The organism is Pseudomonas sp. MPB23 (assembly GCF_046605395.1).
GTDB lineage: Bacteria > Pseudomonadota > Gammaproteobacteria > Pseudomonadales > Pseudomonadaceae > Aquipseudomonas.
Genome location: NZ_CP176771.1, coordinates 1,225,312 through 1,241,205, shown reverse-complemented (window position 1 = coordinate 1,241,205; position 15,894 = coordinate 1,225,312). Strand labels below are relative to the sequence as shown.

The following is a 15,894-nucleotide window of genomic DNA, read 5'->3' as shown; positions in this document are numbered from 1 at the left end:
TATCAGTGCAAGGCGGCTTCTGCGGCCTGGATCGCCGCGAACTCTTCTTCGGGCGTGCCTGCTACCAAGTGATGCCGGCTGTAGAAAGCAAAGTAAGCAATTAATACTCCATAGATGATCGCGGCGCCAATCACCACCCGTGGGTCGACCAGAAAGCCCGCCACCACGGCCACGCAGGCCAATACCAGGGCCACGCCGGAGGTGAAGATGCCGCCCGGTGTGCGGTACGGACGGTCCATTTTGGGGCGCCGGATGCGCAAGGTGATGTGCGCGGCCATCATCAGCACGTAGGAAATGGTCGCGCCAAACACCGCCACCAGGATCAGCAAATCGCCCTGGCCGGTCAGCGACAGGCCGAAACCGATGATGCCGGGGATCACCAGCGCGAGTACCGGCGCCTTGCTCTTGTTGGTCTGGGACAGTTTGCGCGGCAGGTAGCCGGCGCGGGACAAGGCAAATATCTGCCGCGAATAGGCGTAGATGATCGAGAAAAAGCTCGCGATCAGGCCCGCCAGGCCGACCAGGTTGACGAAGCTGCCCATCCAGGTCGAACCGCCGTAGGACAGCGCCAGGGCTTCCACCAACGGGTTGCCCGACTTGATCAGCGCATAGGTGCCCGCGCCGCCCGGTGCGATCACCAGGATCAACAGGGCAAAACTGGTCAGCACCACAATGGCGCCGATCAGGCCGCGAGGCAGGTCGCGCTTGGGGTTCTTGGTTTCTTCGGCGGCCAGGGGCACGCCTTCGACCGCGAGGAAAAACCAGATCGCATAAGGGATCGCGGCCCACACGCCGACGTAGCCGAACGGCAGGAAGGTGCTGGCGCCCTTGGCCTCGGTCACCGGAATATCCAACAGGTTGGCGACGCTGAAGTGCGGCACCATCGCCACCAGGAACACGCCCAGGGCAATCGCGGCGACGGCGGTGATCACGAACATCAGCTTCAAGGCTTCACCGACACCGAAGATATGGATGCCGATAAACAGGATGTAGAACGCCAGGTAAATTACCCAGCCGCCAATGCCGAACAGTGACTCGCAATAAGCGCCGATAAACACCGCGATGGCGGCGGGGGCGATGGCGTATTCGATCAGGATGGCGGTGCCGGTGAGAAACCCGCCCCAAGGCCCGAAGGCACTGCGGGCAAAGCCGTAGCCGCCGCCGGCGGTGGGGATCATGGAAGACAGTTCGGCCAGGGAAAAGCACATGCACAGGTACATGGTGGCCATCAGCAAGGTGGCGAGGAACATCCCGCCCCAGCCAACCTGGGCCAGGCCGAAGTTCCAGCCGGCGTAGTCGCCGGAGATCACGTAGGCAACGCCGAGGCCGACCAGCAGGACCCAGCCGGCGGCGCCTTTTTTCAGTTCGCGTTGTTGGAAGTATTGGGAGTCGACTTTTTCGAAGTCGACGGAAGATCCAGTCGGTTCGCTAGGCATGAGAAAGTACCTTTCATTCTTATTGTTTTTTTAACTCGGCCTCTGTGTGCCGAATGCGCATCGCAAGTACTTGTGAAGCTCTAAGTGTGGGAGGGAGCAAGCCCCCTCCCACCTTTGGTTGCATTTCCAGGGTGAGAGGGGGTTGTGGGTTAGAAGAAACCCAGCGGGTTGATGTCGTAGCTCACCAGCAGGTTCTTGGTCTGCTGGTAGTGATCCAACATCATCTTGTGGGTTTCACGACCGACGCCGGACTTCTTGTAACCGCCAAACGCGGCATGCGCCGGGTACAGGTGGTAGCAGTTGGTCCACACACGGCCCGCCTTGATCGCACGGCCCATGCGGTAGGCGCGGTTGATGTCGCGGGTCCACACACCAGCACCCAGGCCGAACTCGGTGTCGTTGGCGATGGCCAGGGCTTCGGCTTCGTCCTTGAAGGTGGTGATGCTCACCACCGGGCCGAAGATTTCTTCCTGGAACACACGCATGTCGTTGGTGCCCTTGAGCAGGGTCGGCTGGATGTAATAGCCGCCGGCCATGTCGCCGCTGAGTTGCTCGACCTTGCCGCCGGTCAGCAGTTGCGCGCCTTCGCCCTTGGCGATTTCCAGGTAGGACAGAATCTTGTCGAATTGCTGCTCGGACGCCTGGGCGCCGACCATGGTGTCGGTGTCCAGTGGGTCGCCGCGTTTGATCGACTCGATTTTTTTCATCACCACTTTCATGAAGTCGTCGTAGATCGACTCTTGCACCAGGGCGCGGGATGGGCAGGTGCACACTTCGCCCTGGTTGAAGAACGCCAGCACCAGGCCTTCGGCGGCCTTTTCGATGAACGAGGGTTCGGCTTTCATGATGTCGGCGAAGAAGATGTTCGGCGACTTGCCGCCCAGTTCGACCGTCGACGGAATGATGTTCTCGGCGGCGCAATGCATGATGTGCGCGCCCACCGGGGTGGAGCCGGTGAAGGCGATCTTGGCGATGCGCTTGCTGGTGGCCAGGGCTTCGCCGGCTTCTTTGCCGAAACCGTGTACCACGTTCAGCACGCCCGGCGGCAGCAGGTCGCCGATCACTTCCATCAGCACGTTGATGCCCAGCGGGGTCTGCTCGGCAGGCTTGAGCACCACGCAGTTGCCGGCGGCCAGGGCCGGGGCGAGTTTCCATGCGGCCATCAGCAGCGGGAAGTTCCACGGGATGATCTGGCCGACCACGCCCAGCGGTTCGTGGAAGTGGTAGGACGCGGTGTGTTCATTGATTTCGGCGCTGGTGCCTTCCTGGGCGCGGATGCAGCCGGCGAAGTAGCGGAAGTGGTCAGCCGCCAGCGGGATGTCAGCGTTGAGGGTTTCACGCACGGCCTTGCCGTTGTCCCAGGTTTCGGTGACGGCCAGCAGTTCGAGGTTCTGTTCGATACGGTCGGCGATTTTCAGCAGCACCAGCGAGCGATCCTGGGCCGAGGTCTTGCCCCAGGCGTCAGCGGCGGCATGGGCGGCGTCGAGTGCTTTGTCGATGTCTTTGGCAGTGGAGCGCGGAAATTCGGCGATAGGCTTGCCGTTGACCGGCGAGGTATTGGTGAAGTAGTTGCCATCGACCGGCGCAACGAATTCGCCACCAATGAAGTTGCCGTACTTGGCCTTGAACGAAACGATCGCGCCTTCAGTACCGGGGTGTGCGTAACGCATGGTGGATTCTCCTGGCTTTTATGTTTATTGGAGTACAGCGCGACTAGCGCTTGATAAAGCGTAGAGCAAAGGTTGGGCCACTGCCTTGAGGGCCAGTTAAATCAAGGGGATGGCGTCTGTTGCAAGGCGTTGCTGTGGCACGCTCGGTACAGTCGAAGTGACAGTTTGTGCCATAAACGGTACAGCCTGTGACCGGCGGGTCCGCTCGGGATTGCAATGACTGGGGGCGTGGAGGATGCTGGGGGCTCTCACGCAGGGAGAATAATAAGAACATGCACAACGATCATTTCAGTCGCCATGCCCAGCAGGTATTGACCGTTGCGCGCGGCCAGGATCTGTCCCACGGCCCGGCCAGCGACCCGTCCATCGCCCGCTCCTGGCTGCGTTGCCTGGAGGACTACCACCTCGACCCCGCTCTGAGCATCGCACCGACCGTGCTCGAACACGGCCGCCTGCTGGAAAGCCGCGAGCGTCTGCACCAGGTGTTGCAGATCGCCGGCAGTGAGATGAACAGCCTGCATCAGCAGCTCTCGGGCGCCGGTCATGCCGTGCTGCTGACCGATGCGCGTGGCGTGATCCTCAACTGTGTTACGGCGCCGTCCGAGCGCACGATCTTCGAGCGCGCCGGGCTGTGGCTGGGCGCCGACTGGAGCGAGGCCTGCGAAGGTACCAACGGCATCGGCACCTGCCTGGTGGAGCGCCAATCCCTGACCATTCATCGTGATGAGCATTTTCGCGGGCGGCATACCGGGCTGACGTGTTCGGCGAGCCCGGTGTTCGACCCCCATGGTCAACTGCTGGCGGTGCTTGACGTGTCGTCGGCCCGCGAAGCGGTGTCGCGCCAGGCCCAGTTCCATACCATGGCGCTGGTGAATCTGTCGGCGAAGATGATCGAGAGCTGTTACTTCCTGCGTCACTTTGAAAACCACTGGCTGCTGCGCTTTCATTTGCAGGCCGAGTCGGTGGGGCTGTTCAGCGAAGGCCTGCTGGCATTCGATGGCGAGGGGCGCATCTGCGCGGTGAACCAGAGTGCGCAGAACCTGTTGGGGCAGAGGCGCGGTGGCTTGCTGGGGCAGCCGGTCGAGGCGTTTTTTGATTGTTCGCTGGATCAGTTGCTGGGGCGCGCCAGTGCCAATGCCACCGCCAGTTGGCCGTTGCGCACCCGTGACGGGCGACAGTTGTTCGCGGCGTTGCGCGGCCAGACGCGCAGTGCGCCGGCGCCTATCGCCAAGCCTGCACCTGCGCCGTTGCCTGGCATCTGCCTGGGCGATCCGGCGCTGCAAAATGATTTTCGCAAGGCGCTGCGGGTATTCGAGCGCGACGTCCCCCTGCTGATCAATGGCGAAACCGGTTCCGGCAAAGAAGCCTTCGCCAAGGCCGTGCACCAGGCCAGCCAGCGAGCGAACAAAGCCTTCGTCGCCCTCAACTGCGCCGCCATCCCGGAAAGCCTGATCGAAAGCGAACTGTTCGGCTATCGCGGCGGCACGTTTACCGGCGCGCGCAAGGAGGGCATGCAAGGCAAGCTGCAGCAGGCCGATGGCGGCACCTTGTTCCTGGATGAGATCGGCGATATGCCGCTGGCGCTACAAACCCGCTTATTAAGGGTGCTGGAAGACCGCATGGTGGTGCCCATCGGCGGTGAGCCCCAGGCCATCGACGTCAGAATCATCAGCGCGACGCACCGGAATTTGCTCGAGCGCGTGCAGGACGGCAGTTTCCGCGAGGATTTGTATTACCGGCTCAACGGTCTGGACATTCCCCTGCCGGCCTTGCGTGAGCGCACGGACAAGGCGCAATTGCTGGATTTCCTGCTGGCTCAGGAGGCGGGCGACCAGCCGGTCGCCCTTGAACCGGCGGTGCGCCAGGCATTGCTGGCATTCGCCTGGCCCGGCAATGTGCGGCAACTGCGCATGGTGCTGCGCACATTGGTCGCGTTGTGCTCCCAGGGTCTTGTGCGGTTTGACGATCTGCCGCCGAGCATTGGCCAGCCTGCGGCGGCAAGTGTCACGCCGTCTACCGATTCGTCACTGGACGCCGCCGAACGTGCGGCATTGCTGACGGCCCTGGCGCAACAACACTGGCATATGAGCCAGACTGCGGTGGTATTAGGCGTCAGTCGAAATACGCTTTATAGAAAGTTGCGTAAATATGGAATTGCCCGCCAATTGCAGCATTCGTGTTAATGCCCCGTTGCGCATTAACAGGTGCCTGTAAGGCGTCAATTAAGTTCATTGTATGAAGGGTCGGGATTATCGTGCGCCGTTGATTTTGTGGAACTGGATAAAGGTTTTTAAAGACGCAGACAGTAAGGCCAAGTTGCAACTTGGCGCTGAGTGATCGGCTTTGACAACCCCTGTTTCATCAATCATTAAGGTAAAGATTATGCGTATTCCCAGTCTGTTTCCGTCGACGGTATTCAGGCGTCCCTCCATTGCTCCTGCGCGAGCGCCCAGCGTGGCGTCGTCTTCGGCGCCATCGCTACGACCGCCTGCCATGCCCGCAAGCCCCAAGCCCGCGCCGAAGTCTGCGCGGGACAGCTTCAGGGATATCTCGAACCGCATCACCGGCCAGTCAGGTGAAAGTGTGCTGGCCTCCCAAAGCCATATCGCCCCGAAATCGTTGGCCCAAGTGGCACAAAACCTGATCGTTGCCGACCGCTTGCACAAGGCCGGCGTGTTCTCCACCGCGCCCCAATTGGGCACTGTCGCCCGCGATGCGTTTGTGAATGCGGGCATCAATGGGCTTGTCAGCGCGCCGATGAGCATCGCAACGTACGCCGGGTCCACCTGGACCGGCGAGGCCATCAAGGGACAGTACGCGGCGCAGACGCCGGTACTCCCGTCCATTCATCTCCCGGCTCCCAGTGCGCAAGGGGGGACCATCCCCGTCCAGAGCGCGACGCCGGTCGGCACGGTTGCGGAGCCGGGTGTGGAGACGCGGATCAAGCTGGCCGAGCTGCGCATCGAAGTGGTGGCCAATAACATCATGGCGATACGCCAGGGAACGGATGCCCTCGCACTCACGTTGAGCGAGCGTTCGCCGGCGGCCACGGGAGAGCGTCTAACCATGCTTGAGGCCTTGTACGACGTGGCTGAGCGGCAACTCACGTTGATTGGCGATGAACACGACATGGTCTTTCGCGCCTACCGCGACCCTGCCGGCACCGCTGCCGACACGGACACCCGTCGGCTGGAGCGCCTGGACAAGCGCTTTGAAGCAGTGAACAGGTTCATCGGCAAACTGATCGTGCTCAAGAGTACCGAGTTGCCCGTCGACGCCGCGGCTGGGACCGCCGCGGTCTAAGTCTCTGCGCGGCTCTTCGGGGCCGCCGCCTGACAGCTAAAGAGTGCGATTTCCCACGCCCTGCGCTAACCTGCCTCGATGTTTTACGAGGTCGACTATGCACATTCATATTCTTGGTATCTGCGGCACATTCATGGGCTCGATGGCGGTTCTGGCCAAAGAGCTGGGCCATCACGTCACGGGCTCCGACGCCAATGTTTACCCGCCCATGAGCACCCAGCTGCAGGCCCAGGGCATTGAGTTGACCCAGGGTTATGACCCTTCCCAATTCGACCCGGCCCCGGACCTGGTGGTGATCGGCAACGCCATGTCCCGTGGCAATCCGGCGGTCGAGTACGTACTCAATAAAGGCTTGCCGTATGTGTCTGGCCCACAGTGGCTGGCCGACCATGTGCTGCAAGGTCGCTGGGTGTTGGCCGTCGCGGGGACCCATGGCAAGACCACCACCAGCAGCATGCTGGCCTGGGTGCTGGAACACGCCGGCATGAGCCCGGGTTTCCTGATCGGCGGCGTGCCGCAGAACTTTTCGGTGTCGGCGCGCCTGGGCGAGACGCCGTTCTTCGTCATCGAAGCCGACGAATACGACAGCGCCTTCTTCGACAAGCGCTCCAAGTTCGTCCACTACCGTCCGCGCACGGCGATCCTCAATAACCTTGAGTTCGATCACGCGGATATCTTCCCGGACCTGGCGGCCATCGAACGGCAATTCCACCATTTGGTGCGCACCATCCCGAGCGAAGGCCTGGTGATCCATCCGACCACCGAGCCGGCTTTGCAGCGTGTGATCGAGATGGGCTGCTGGACCCCGGTGCAAACCACCGGCGCAGGCGGGGAGTGGCAGGTCAAGCTGCTCAGTGAAGACGGTTCGCGCTTTGAGGTGCTGTTCGAAGGCGAGGCCCAGGGCATCGTCGAATGGGACATGACCGGCCAACACAACGTCGCCAATGCCCTGGTGACCCTGGCGGCCGCGCGGCATGTCGGCGTGGTGCCCTCGATGGGCATTGCGGCGTTGAGTGCCTTCAAAAGCGTGAAACGCCGCATGGAAAAAGTCGCCGACGTGAATGGGATTACCATTTACGACGACTTTGCCCACCACCCGACCGCCATTGCCACCACCCTTGATGGCTTGCGCAAGCGTGTCGGCGATGCGCCGATCATTGCGATTATCGAACCGCGCTCCAACTCCATGAAGCTCGGCGCCCACCGCGACGGCCTGCCGGAAAGCGTCAACGATGCCGACCAGGTGGTGTGGTACGCCCCCGCCAACCTCGGTTGGGACCTGCCGGCGGTTGCGGCGCGGTGCTCGGTGCCCTCGACCGTCCGTGATTCCATCGAGGGCATCATTGCGTTCGTCAAACAACAGGCCAAGCCGGGTACCCACGTGGTGGTCATGAGTAACGGCGGCTTCGGCGGCCTGCATGGCAAGCTGGCCGAGGCATTGAAGTGAGTGGCCCGGAACGCGTCACCCTGGCGATGACCGGCGCATCCGGCGCGCCTTATGGCCTGCGCCTGCTCGATTGCCTGGTGCGCGAGGACCGCGAGGTGCACTTCCTGATCTCCAAGGCCGCGCAATTGGTGCTGGCCACCGAAACCGATGTCGCGTTGCCCGCCAGGGTGCAGTTGATGCAGGCGTTCCTCACCGAGTACACCGGTGCGGCGGCGGGGCAGATCAAGGTCTACGGCAAGGATGACTGGATGTCGCCGGTGGCGTCCGGTTCCGGCGCACCGGCGGCGATGGTGGTGGTGCCGTGTTCCACTGGCACGTTGTCGGCGATTGCCACCGGGGCTTGCAACAACCTGATCGAGCGTGCGGCGGACGTCACCCTCAAGGAACGCCGTCAATTGATCCTGGTGCCCCGCGAAGCGCCGTATTCGAGCATTCACCTGGAGCACATGCTCAAGTTGTCGAACATGGGCGTGACCATCCTGCCGGCGTCGCCCGGCTTCTATCACCAGCCGCAGACCATCGACGACTTGGTGGACTTTGTGGTGGCGCGGATTCTCAATCTGCTGAATATCCCTCAGGACATGTTGCCGCGCTGGGGCGAGCACCATTTGAGCAGCGATGAATAAGGTCCTGTTGGTGATACTCGCGCTGCAACTGGCCGGCTGCGCCACCGCGCGCACCCTGGATGCTGCCAAGCCCGGCGCGCCGGTGGTGTATGCCGGGACGCGGCTGGACTTGTACGCCATGAACGGTGGCTGTTGCGCCATGGACCGGTTTGGCGCCGAGGCGCCGAGCTATCCGCGCGTCGACCTGCCGGCCAGCGCGGTGCTCGATACCTTGCTGCTGCCGTTGTCGGTGCTGACGGTGCTGGGCGTCGGCTTCAACGCAACGGGTGGCTTGTAGGAGGGGTTATTTGCCGAGTTTGCGCAGCTCGTCCGACTCCACCACCCGCACGCCATCCTGTTCTTCCAGTGCCAACCGCCACATCGCGCGGGCCAGTTCGCAGACTTCGATGCCGTGGTACTTGCCCGGAATCAGGCGTGACAGAGGCCCGGCCAATTGTTCGGCCAGGCGTGGTTCCAGTCGTTCCCCCAGCAACAGTGACGGTCGCACGATGGTCAGTTGCGGCCAGCCTTGCGCCTTCAGCGCCTGTTCCATTTCCCCCTTGACCCGGTTGTAGAAGACCGAGGATTTCGGGTCGGCGCCAATCGCGCTGATCACGATCAGATGCCGCGCGCCCATTTCCCGCGCGCGTTTGGCGAAGGCCACCACCATGTCCAGGTCGATGGCGCGGAAGGCTTCTTCGGAGCCCGCCTGCTTGATGGTGGTGCCCAGGCAGCAGAAGGCGATATCCACGCGGCCGCTCAGTTGCGGCAGCAACACCGCCGGGTCGCCCACCGGGTTTTCCAGGCGCGGGTGTGCCGCCAGCGGTTTGCGGCTGGGTGCCAGCACGCGGGTTACGGTAGGTTCGTTGAGCAGGCGGTCGAGCAGGTGCTCGCCAGTGAGGCCAGAGGCGCCGGCCAGCAAGATATGTTGAGGTGTCAGATACATGGTGCTTCCCCCCTCGTTACGCATTACAGCTTAGTTGCCTTTGGCGTCCTTGTTATTCATTGAGACGCTTTCGAGCGCCTTTCGTGCCTGCTGCTTGCGTAATAGTTGCCAGTGGGCGATCACGCCCTTGGGGGCCCAGATCTGGGGTTCGGAAGGCTCGAAATTGTCCGCCTGTTCGCGCTCGGTCACATGCAGTTGCGCCAGCTTGAAGGCTTGCTGCAGGTCATCGGTCTGGTTGAAGGCCTGGGCAAAGAGGGCTTCACCGAAGTAGGTGAAGTCAGCCTCCTCGGAACATCCGAAGGACACGCTGTCAGCGCGCGTGGCGGTCATGATCAGGGTACGTTCGTCTTTCAGCGCCGGGATGAATCCGCCGGAGTAACAGGCGGAAATCACGATGATCTTGTCGCGATTTTTCAGCGGCGTGAGCACGGCCGCCAGTTCGTCGGCGGGCAGGTCGGCCAGTTCCATGCGCGGCTGGTCCAGCACCAGTTCGTGTTCGTGGGTGCCGTGGCTGGTCAGGTAGATGAACACCAGGTCTTCCGGCCCGCTGCGTTCGGCCAGGGTCTGCACCGCGCGGCGCAGGTTTTCGCGGGTGGCCAGGGGGCGATCGGCGATATGGTCGCGGTGGTTGACCAGGCGAATCTGCCCGCGGGCACCGAAGCGGGTGGCGAGCAGGTTGCTGACGTAATCGGCTTCGCGCAGGAACACGCTTTGCTTGCCGTCGCCGGCCAGCGCGAGGGTGTACAGCTCTACGGCGGGGGTGGAGGCGGGCACGGCAGCCAGGGCGGCGTCCAGCAGGCGGCCTTGGGCCAGGACGCCGATCTCCAGCGGATCGGGTAGCAGCTTGCCGTCGGCGTCCCGCACGCGCATGCCGTTGACCCAGGTACCGGCCTGCACGGTGCCATCGGTGAGCACCAGCGTGCCACGGCCCTGATAGTTGTCGCTGTCGAAGCCACCAATATAGAAGCTGCCATCGGTGAGGTTCAGACGGCCTTCGCCGCTGAAACGCCAATCGCTGAACTGGCCGACGTAATGGCTGCCGTCCACACCGATCAATTCACCCTTGCCGCTCAGGGCGCCTTCCTTGAACTGGCCGATCCACACGTCGCCGTCGGCATTTTCGTAGCGACCCTTGCCGTTGAGTTGGTTTTGCTTGAACTGGCCGACATAGATGTCGCCGTCAGCGCTGTTGAACGTGCCGTTGCCTTCCAACTGGCCATCGACGAAGTGGCCGCTGAACTGGTTGCCGCTGTCATCGTTACGCTGGCCTTCGCCATTGGGCTTGCCGTGGGCGAACTGGCCCTGGTACTGGCTGCCGTCGGCCAGTTCCAGGCGGCCCAGGCCAGAATACTGGTCGTCCAGGAATTCGCCGCGATAGGTCATCTGCCCCTCTTTGAGGGTGCCTTCGCCGTTGCGTCGCCCGTTCTTGAAACCGCCGACATAGTGGCTGCCCGCCGTGGTCAAGCTGCCCTGGCCGTCGAACAGCCCTTGCTTGAACTGGCCTTTATAGACCTCGCCATTGCTGCCATGCCATTCGCCCATGCCGTGCCATTGGCCTTTGTCGAACTGCCCGGCGTACCAGCTACCGTTGGGGTAGTCCACACGGCCCTGGCCTTGCAGCAAGCCATTGACCACATCGCCACGGTAGCGACCGCCATCGGGCAGGCGCGCATCGGGCGGCAGCAGCGATTCGCCGTCTCCGCAAGCGGTGAGCAATAGGGCAAGGGCAAAGGGAGCGAGTGGGCGCATAGCGGGATCCGGATAATTGAGCGCCGAGTATGCCGCAGCGAGGGAGCCATACCTAGTGGTCTGTCAGGGAATAGATGACCTGCGGGAGCCGGTTTGCTGGCGAGGGGGGCAGCGATGACGCGGGCGTTCAAGGTGGTGCGCGGCGTCTGGGGGTTTTTCGCTGGCAAGCCGGTCCTACAGAGGGTGTACGGGGTTATACGAAGCAGAGTGACAGTGACTCGGCGATGTAGGCGGGTTTTTCCTGGCCTTCGATTTCCAGGGTGGCGGTGGCCTTGAACAGCCATTGGCCGGGTTTTTTCTCGGTGACATCGGTGAGGGTCACGTTCAGGCGGACCTTGGAGTCGACTTTCACCGGCTGGATAAAGCGCACGCTGTCCAGGCCATAGTTAACCGCCATCTTCAGGCCTTCAGGCATGATCAGGATGTCTTCCATCAGCTTGGGCATCAGCGACAGTGACAGGAAACCGTGGGCGATGGTGCTGCCGAACGGCGTTTGCGCGGCCTTGACCGGGTCGACGTGGATGAACTGATAATCGCCGGTGGCTTCGGCGAACAGGTTGATGCGGGTCTGGTCGATGGTGAGCCATTCGGAACGTCCCAGTTCCTTGCCGACATAATCTTTGAGCTGCGCTACGGGTACATAGGGCATTGCGTCTCTCCTTGGTTCATCGGTGTGTCCCCATCCACGGGGACGGGTTGTTGTTATGGGTTACAGAGAACCAATGTAGATCATCATGGCCATTCGGCTCGGTCAACCCAACATGCTTACGGCGAATGCCTGGGCATAGGGCGGGCATGCTTATAATGCGGGCGGGTTTCGAGGGGGGAGAAGACGGATGCTGTTACGTGGCCTGACATGGCTGGTGCTGTTTCAACTGATCGGCACGGCGATCAACCATTTGCTGTTACCGGTGCTGCCGGGACCGATCATCGGCCTGCTGCTGATGCTGGGTTACCTGGTGTGGCGCGGCGAAGTCGGCGAGCCCCTGAGTCTGGCCGCCAGCAGCCTGCTGCGTTACCTGCCGTTGCTGCTGGTGCCGCCGGCGGTGGGGGTGATGGTGTACGCCAAGGATATTGCCGCCGATTTCTGGGCCATCGTCGGCGCGCTGGTGTTGTCGCTGGTGATCGCCATGGGGGTTATCGGAGTGATGATGCAAAAACTGGTCAAGCGCCAGGCGCAGCGGGAGGACGAGTAATGACGGTCGACTGGCAAGGCGCGTGGGCGGCGGTGATCCACCACCCGTTATTCGGCATCGGTATCACCCTGGGCGCCTATCAACTGGTGCTGGCGGGGTTCGAGAAAACCCGCTGGATTTTCCTGCAACCGGTGCTGGTGTCCATGCTGCTGGTGATCGGTGTGTTGCTCTCCTGTGGCTTGAGCTACGTCGAGTACCGCAAGAGCACCGAGATCATGGGCATCCTGCTGGGCCCGGCGACGGTGGCCCTGGCGGTGCCGCTTTATCTGAATCTGCGGCGGATCCGCCAATTGTTCTGGCCGATTTTTACTACGCTGGTGATAGGGGGCGTGTTTGCCACCGGCCTGTGCGTCCTGCTGGGCTGGGGGTTTGGCGCCGAACACATGATGTTGATGACCATGGCGCCCAAATCGGTGACCTCGCCGATCGCCATGCTGGTGGCCGAGCAGATCGGCGGCGTGGCGGCGTTGGCGGCGGTGTTTGTGCTGATCACCGGGGTGGTCGGCGCAATGATCGGCCCGGCGTACCTGTCGCGCCTGGGCGTGCACAGCCCCGAGGCGCGTGGCATGGCGCTGGGCATGACGGCGCATGCGGTCGGCACCTCGGTGGCCCTGCAGGAAAGCGAAGAATGCGGCGCCTTCGCCGCGCTGGCCATGAGTCTGATGGGTGTGGCCACGGCCGTGTTTCTGCCATTGGCCGTGTCGGTGATTGTTTGAATCGGGTTTAAGGAAACCTTTATGAGTCTGGCGCTGTTCCCGCTCAATACCGTGCTGTTCCCTGGCTGCACCCTCGACCTGCAACTGTTCGAGGCGCGCTACCTGGACATGATCAGCCGCTGCATGAAAAAGGGCGAAAGCTTTGGCGTGGTGTGCATCCTCGATGGCAAGGAAGTGGGGATGGCCCCGGATGGCTACGCGCTGATTGGCTGCGAGGCGCTGATTCGTGACTTCAAGCAACAGGACAACGGCCTGCTGGGGATTCGCGTCGAAGGCGGGCGCCGCTTTCGTGTGCGTGGCGCCGACGTGCAGAAGGACCAATTGCTGGTAGCCGACGTGCAATGGCTGGAAGAGTTGCCGGACCAGGCGCTGGAAGAAGAAGACGCCGACTTGCTGGCCTTGCTCGAGGCCCTGGCCGAACATCCGATGGTCGCCTCGCTGGACATGGGCGCCCACGCCGATGGCCAGCAAGCCTTGGGCAATCAGTTGGCGTATCTGCTGCCGTTCGACGAGGCCGACAAGATCGACCTGCTGCAACTCGACGACCCGCAGCAGCGCCTGGATGCGATCCAGATGTTGCTCGATGAGCTGCAGGGCGAGTTGTTCACCTAATAGGCATAGCGCAGCAGCGCGTCGGGCGTGCCGGTAAACGCAGCAAAGCTGAGCACCGCGACCAGCGCCGGTAGCAGCAGCCACCAGGTTTTTTGCGGCATGGCCGGCAGTGGGCGGCGGTACTGGCTGGCGGTCAAACTGAATGCACACACGGTCATCGCCAGCAGCGTGCCGGCCAGGATGTCGCTGGGCCAATGGACGCCGAGGTAGACCCGTGACAGGGCAATGAAGGCCGCAGGAATACAGCCCAGCAGCATCCAGGTCAGGCGCAGCCGCGTAGGTTGCCCGCGCCCGGCCAGCACCGCCAGCGCCAGGAAAAACGCGAATGCGCCGGAGGCGTGGCCGCTGGGCATGCTGAAACTGGTCAGCGGGTCGCTGAGGACTTCCGGGCGACCCCGCGCAAAAAACAACTTGGTCGCCGTGTTGAGGAGCGCTGCACCGGCCAGCGTGGCGCCGACGAACATGGCGTGGCGCCATTGGCGCGCCAGTAATAGCAGGGCGGTGAACGCGGCGCTGGCGAAGAACATTTTCTTGAACTCGCCCAGTTGGGTCACTCGCACCATCACCTCGTCCAGCCATGCGCTGCGGTGTTCCTGCACCAGAGCGCTGAGGCCGTGGTCGAAATCGTTCAGGTGGTGGTAGCCGATAAACAACGCGATCAACAGCGTCAGACTGGCGCAACCGATCCACAACGTGGCGCGACGATGGCCGCGCAGGCTGCTGTTCAAACTCAGGCCCAGCAACACCGCGAGGCAAGCCGCGACAACGCCCGCTTCCGGCCAGAAGCCCGGCGGCAACGGCAGGCGGAACGCGGCGCCGGTCGCCCAGCCCGGCAGCAGATACGCCACCGACCAGCCCGCCGCCGCGATAATGCTTACCGCCGCGAAGCGTGGGAACGGCATGTCGCACATGCCCGCCACCATCGGCAGCATGGGACGCAGCGGGCCAATGAAACGTCCGACCAGCAGGCTGGCAATGCCGTACTTGTGGAAGTAGGTCTCCGCGCCGTTCATCCATTCCGGGTGGTGGCGCAAACCGGGCAGGCGCCGGATGTTCTGGTGGAAATGTCGGCCCAGGTAGTAGGAAACCCCGTCGCCCAATAACCCGCCGAGGAAACCCAGCAGCAGGGTTTCACTCAAGGACAGTGCACCGCTGCCGGCCAGCGCCGCGATGGCGAACAGCAAGACCGTGCCCGGTACGATCAGCCCGGCAATGGCCAGGCACTCCACGCACGCGACGAGAAACACCGCGACTGCCAGCCATTGCGGGTTCAGGGTCAGCCAGCCGGTCATGCTATCGAGCCATTGGCCCATACAATCAACTCCCATCTATAAATACCCCTCCTACAGGGGGGCTCAAATCAGAACGTAGTCGCGCCCTTCGACCTGGCCCCGGCGCAGCGGGTTCCGTGTGCAATAGGGCGCGTAGCTGGCGTCGACGAAGCGGTACATCAGGTGCTCATCACGGCCGCCGGGAATGCCCAAGCGGGTGGTCTGGATAATCTGCGTCGGGGTCTGGCCGACATCCTCGACATACAGCTGCGCCGGGTCGAAGCGCTTGGCATCCCACATCGGCACCTTCAGGCCCAAGGCCTTGCACAGCAAGGTCTGGCCGGCGCAGAGCTTCTGCGAAGGGCGCGGGCTGCCGTCGGCATGCGGATTATTCAGCAGCATTTGCGCCAGGCTGGCCGGGCCCGAGGTTTCATCGACCCACGGATAGGCCGATTTGATCAGCACGGCATTGCCCGGGCCGTGGGCGCTGAAGTTCAGCGAATCACCGCCACGGGCGTAGTACATATAGATATGACCGCCATCCAGAAACAAAGCCTTACGCTTTTCTGTGTAGCCGAGTGACGCGTGGCTGCCTTTTTCGGCCAGGTAATAAGCTTCGGTTTCAATAATTCGCGCTGAAAGCCAGATTTCGCCGACGCGATGGCGTATGACTTTACCGAGCAATTCCCGCGCGAGTCTTTGTGCGTCGCGGTCGAAGAAGCGGTCGGGCAGGGCGCTGGCGGGGCGTTGCGGCGAAGGGCTGGGCATGGTGGTCAGGGGTAAATACGGCTAAATGTGACGGAATCATAACAACTCCCACCTTAATTACGGCTGAAGGCGGGGTTTTTACAGTTCATTTCGACCATCCGCCCCTCACCGCTGTCCGTAGGACGGCGTCACAGCTATAATCTGCCGCTTTCCTCTTTGCCAAGACTCCCTGACC

Annotated in this window: 15 protein-coding genes; 8 read left to right on the top strand and 7 right to left on the bottom strand. The window is 62.5% G+C overall.

Annotation, left to right across the window (positions count from 1 at the left end; all coding sequences use genetic code 11):
* Positions 1 to 2: 2 nt before the first annotated feature.
* Both eat and ACLH0J_RS05630 read right to left on the bottom strand, forming a co-directional pair.
* Positions 3 to 1,436, bottom strand: coding sequence for an ethanolamine permease (gene eat / locus ACLH0J_RS05635; RefSeq protein ID WP_411391199.1), 1,434 nt, complete (start codon positions 1,434 to 1,436; stop codon positions 3 to 5).
* Positions 1,437 to 1,585: 149 nt separating this feature from the next.
* A complete protein-coding gene (locus tag ACLH0J_RS05630; protein WP_411391198.1) occupies positions 1,586 to 3,106 on the bottom strand; it encodes an aldehyde dehydrogenase family protein in 1,521 nt (506 codons plus the stop codon).
* A 272-nt stretch (positions 3,107 to 3,378) separates the two neighbouring features.
* Between ACLH0J_RS05630 and ACLH0J_RS05625 the strand changes: the two genes are divergently transcribed.
* The 5 genes from ACLH0J_RS05625 (at position 3,379) to ACLH0J_RS05605 (ending at position 8,759) form a co-directional block, all read left to right on the top strand.
* Positions 3,379 to 5,289, top strand: coding sequence for a sigma-54-dependent Fis family transcriptional regulator (locus ACLH0J_RS05625; protein WP_411391197.1), 1,911 nt, complete (start codon positions 3,379 to 3,381; stop codon positions 5,287 to 5,289).
* Between the two features lie 310 nt (positions 5,290 to 5,599).
* Positions 5,600 to 6,409 (top strand): hypothetical protein, encoded by an 810-nt coding sequence (locus ACLH0J_RS05620; RefSeq protein ID WP_411391196.1) that lies wholly within the window; start codon positions 5,600 to 5,602, stop codon positions 6,407 to 6,409.
* A 97-nt stretch (positions 6,410 to 6,506) separates the two neighbouring features.
* Positions 6,507 to 7,856 carry a UDP-N-acetylmuramate:L-alanyl-gamma-D-glutamyl-meso-diaminopimelate ligase gene (mpl, locus tag ACLH0J_RS05615; RefSeq protein ID WP_411391195.1) on the top strand — a complete coding sequence of 450 codons (1,350 nt, stop codon included), beginning with the start codon at positions 6,507 to 6,509 and terminating at the stop codon, positions 7,854 to 7,856.
* Entirely contained in the window at positions 7,853 to 8,482 is a 630-nt protein-coding gene (gene ubiX / locus ACLH0J_RS05610; RefSeq protein WP_411391194.1) for a flavin prenyltransferase UbiX, read from the top strand. The genes mpl and ubiX overlap by 4 nt, the downstream gene beginning before the upstream one ends.
* Positions 8,475 to 8,759, top strand: a complete 285-nt coding sequence (locus tag ACLH0J_RS05605) for a YceK/YidQ family lipoprotein (RefSeq protein ID WP_411391193.1) — start codon at positions 8,475 to 8,477, stop codon at positions 8,757 to 8,759. Before ubiX ends, ACLH0J_RS05605 begins: the two co-directional genes overlap by 8 nt.
* Before the next feature lie 6 nt (positions 8,760 to 8,765).
* On the opposite strand, the gene ACLH0J_RS05600 is transcribed toward ACLH0J_RS05605, so the two are convergent.
* From ACLH0J_RS05600 to ACLH0J_RS05590, 3 genes are all read right to left on the bottom strand, one after another.
* Complete coding sequence (locus ACLH0J_RS05600; RefSeq protein ID WP_411391192.1) at positions 8,766 to 9,407, bottom strand: oxidoreductase; 642 nt, start codon at positions 9,405 to 9,407, stop codon at positions 8,766 to 8,768.
* 30 nt (positions 9,408 to 9,437) lie between these two features.
* Positions 9,438 to 11,156: a C13 family peptidase gene (locus tag ACLH0J_RS05595; protein WP_411391191.1), complete on the bottom strand. Its 1,719-nt coding sequence runs from the start codon at positions 11,154 to 11,156 to the stop codon at positions 9,438 to 9,440.
* 193 nt (positions 11,157 to 11,349) lie between these two features.
* On the bottom strand, positions 11,350 to 11,805 hold the full coding sequence (locus ACLH0J_RS05590; protein ID WP_411391190.1) for a MaoC family dehydratase: 456 nt from the start codon (positions 11,803 to 11,805) through the stop codon (positions 11,350 to 11,352).
* Between the two features lie 187 nt (positions 11,806 to 11,992).
* Between ACLH0J_RS05590 and ACLH0J_RS05585 the strand changes: the two genes are divergently transcribed.
* The 3 genes from ACLH0J_RS05585 to ACLH0J_RS05575 are packed head-to-tail and all read left to right on the top strand — an operon-like array spanning position 11,993 to position 13,680.
* Positions 11,993 to 12,352, top strand: a complete 360-nt coding sequence (locus ACLH0J_RS05585; RefSeq protein WP_411391189.1) for a CidA/LrgA family protein — start codon at positions 11,993 to 11,995, stop codon at positions 12,350 to 12,352.
* A complete protein-coding gene (locus ACLH0J_RS05580; protein ID WP_411391188.1) occupies positions 12,352 to 13,068 on the top strand; it encodes an LrgB family protein in 717 nt (238 codons plus the stop codon). Before ACLH0J_RS05585 ends, ACLH0J_RS05580 begins: the two co-directional genes overlap by 1 nt.
* Positions 13,069 to 13,089: 21 nt before the next feature.
* Positions 13,090 to 13,680, top strand: a complete 591-nt coding sequence (locus ACLH0J_RS05575) for an LON peptidase substrate-binding domain-containing protein (RefSeq protein WP_411391187.1) — start codon at positions 13,090 to 13,092, stop codon at positions 13,678 to 13,680.
* On the opposite strand, the gene ACLH0J_RS05570 is transcribed toward ACLH0J_RS05575, so the two are convergent.
* Positions 13,677 to 14,993 (bottom strand): bifunctional DedA family/phosphatase PAP2 family protein, encoded by a 1,317-nt coding sequence (locus ACLH0J_RS05570; protein WP_411391186.1) that lies wholly within the window; start codon positions 14,991 to 14,993, stop codon positions 13,677 to 13,679. The genes ACLH0J_RS05575 and ACLH0J_RS05570 overlap by 4 nt on opposite strands.
* A gap of 42 nt (positions 14,994 to 15,035) precedes the next feature.
* On the bottom strand, positions 15,036 to 15,719 hold the full coding sequence (locus ACLH0J_RS05565) for a DNA-3-methyladenine glycosylase (RefSeq protein ID WP_411391185.1): 684 nt from the start codon (positions 15,717 to 15,719) through the stop codon (positions 15,036 to 15,038).
* Between the last annotated feature and the right edge of the window lie 175 nt (positions 15,720 to 15,894).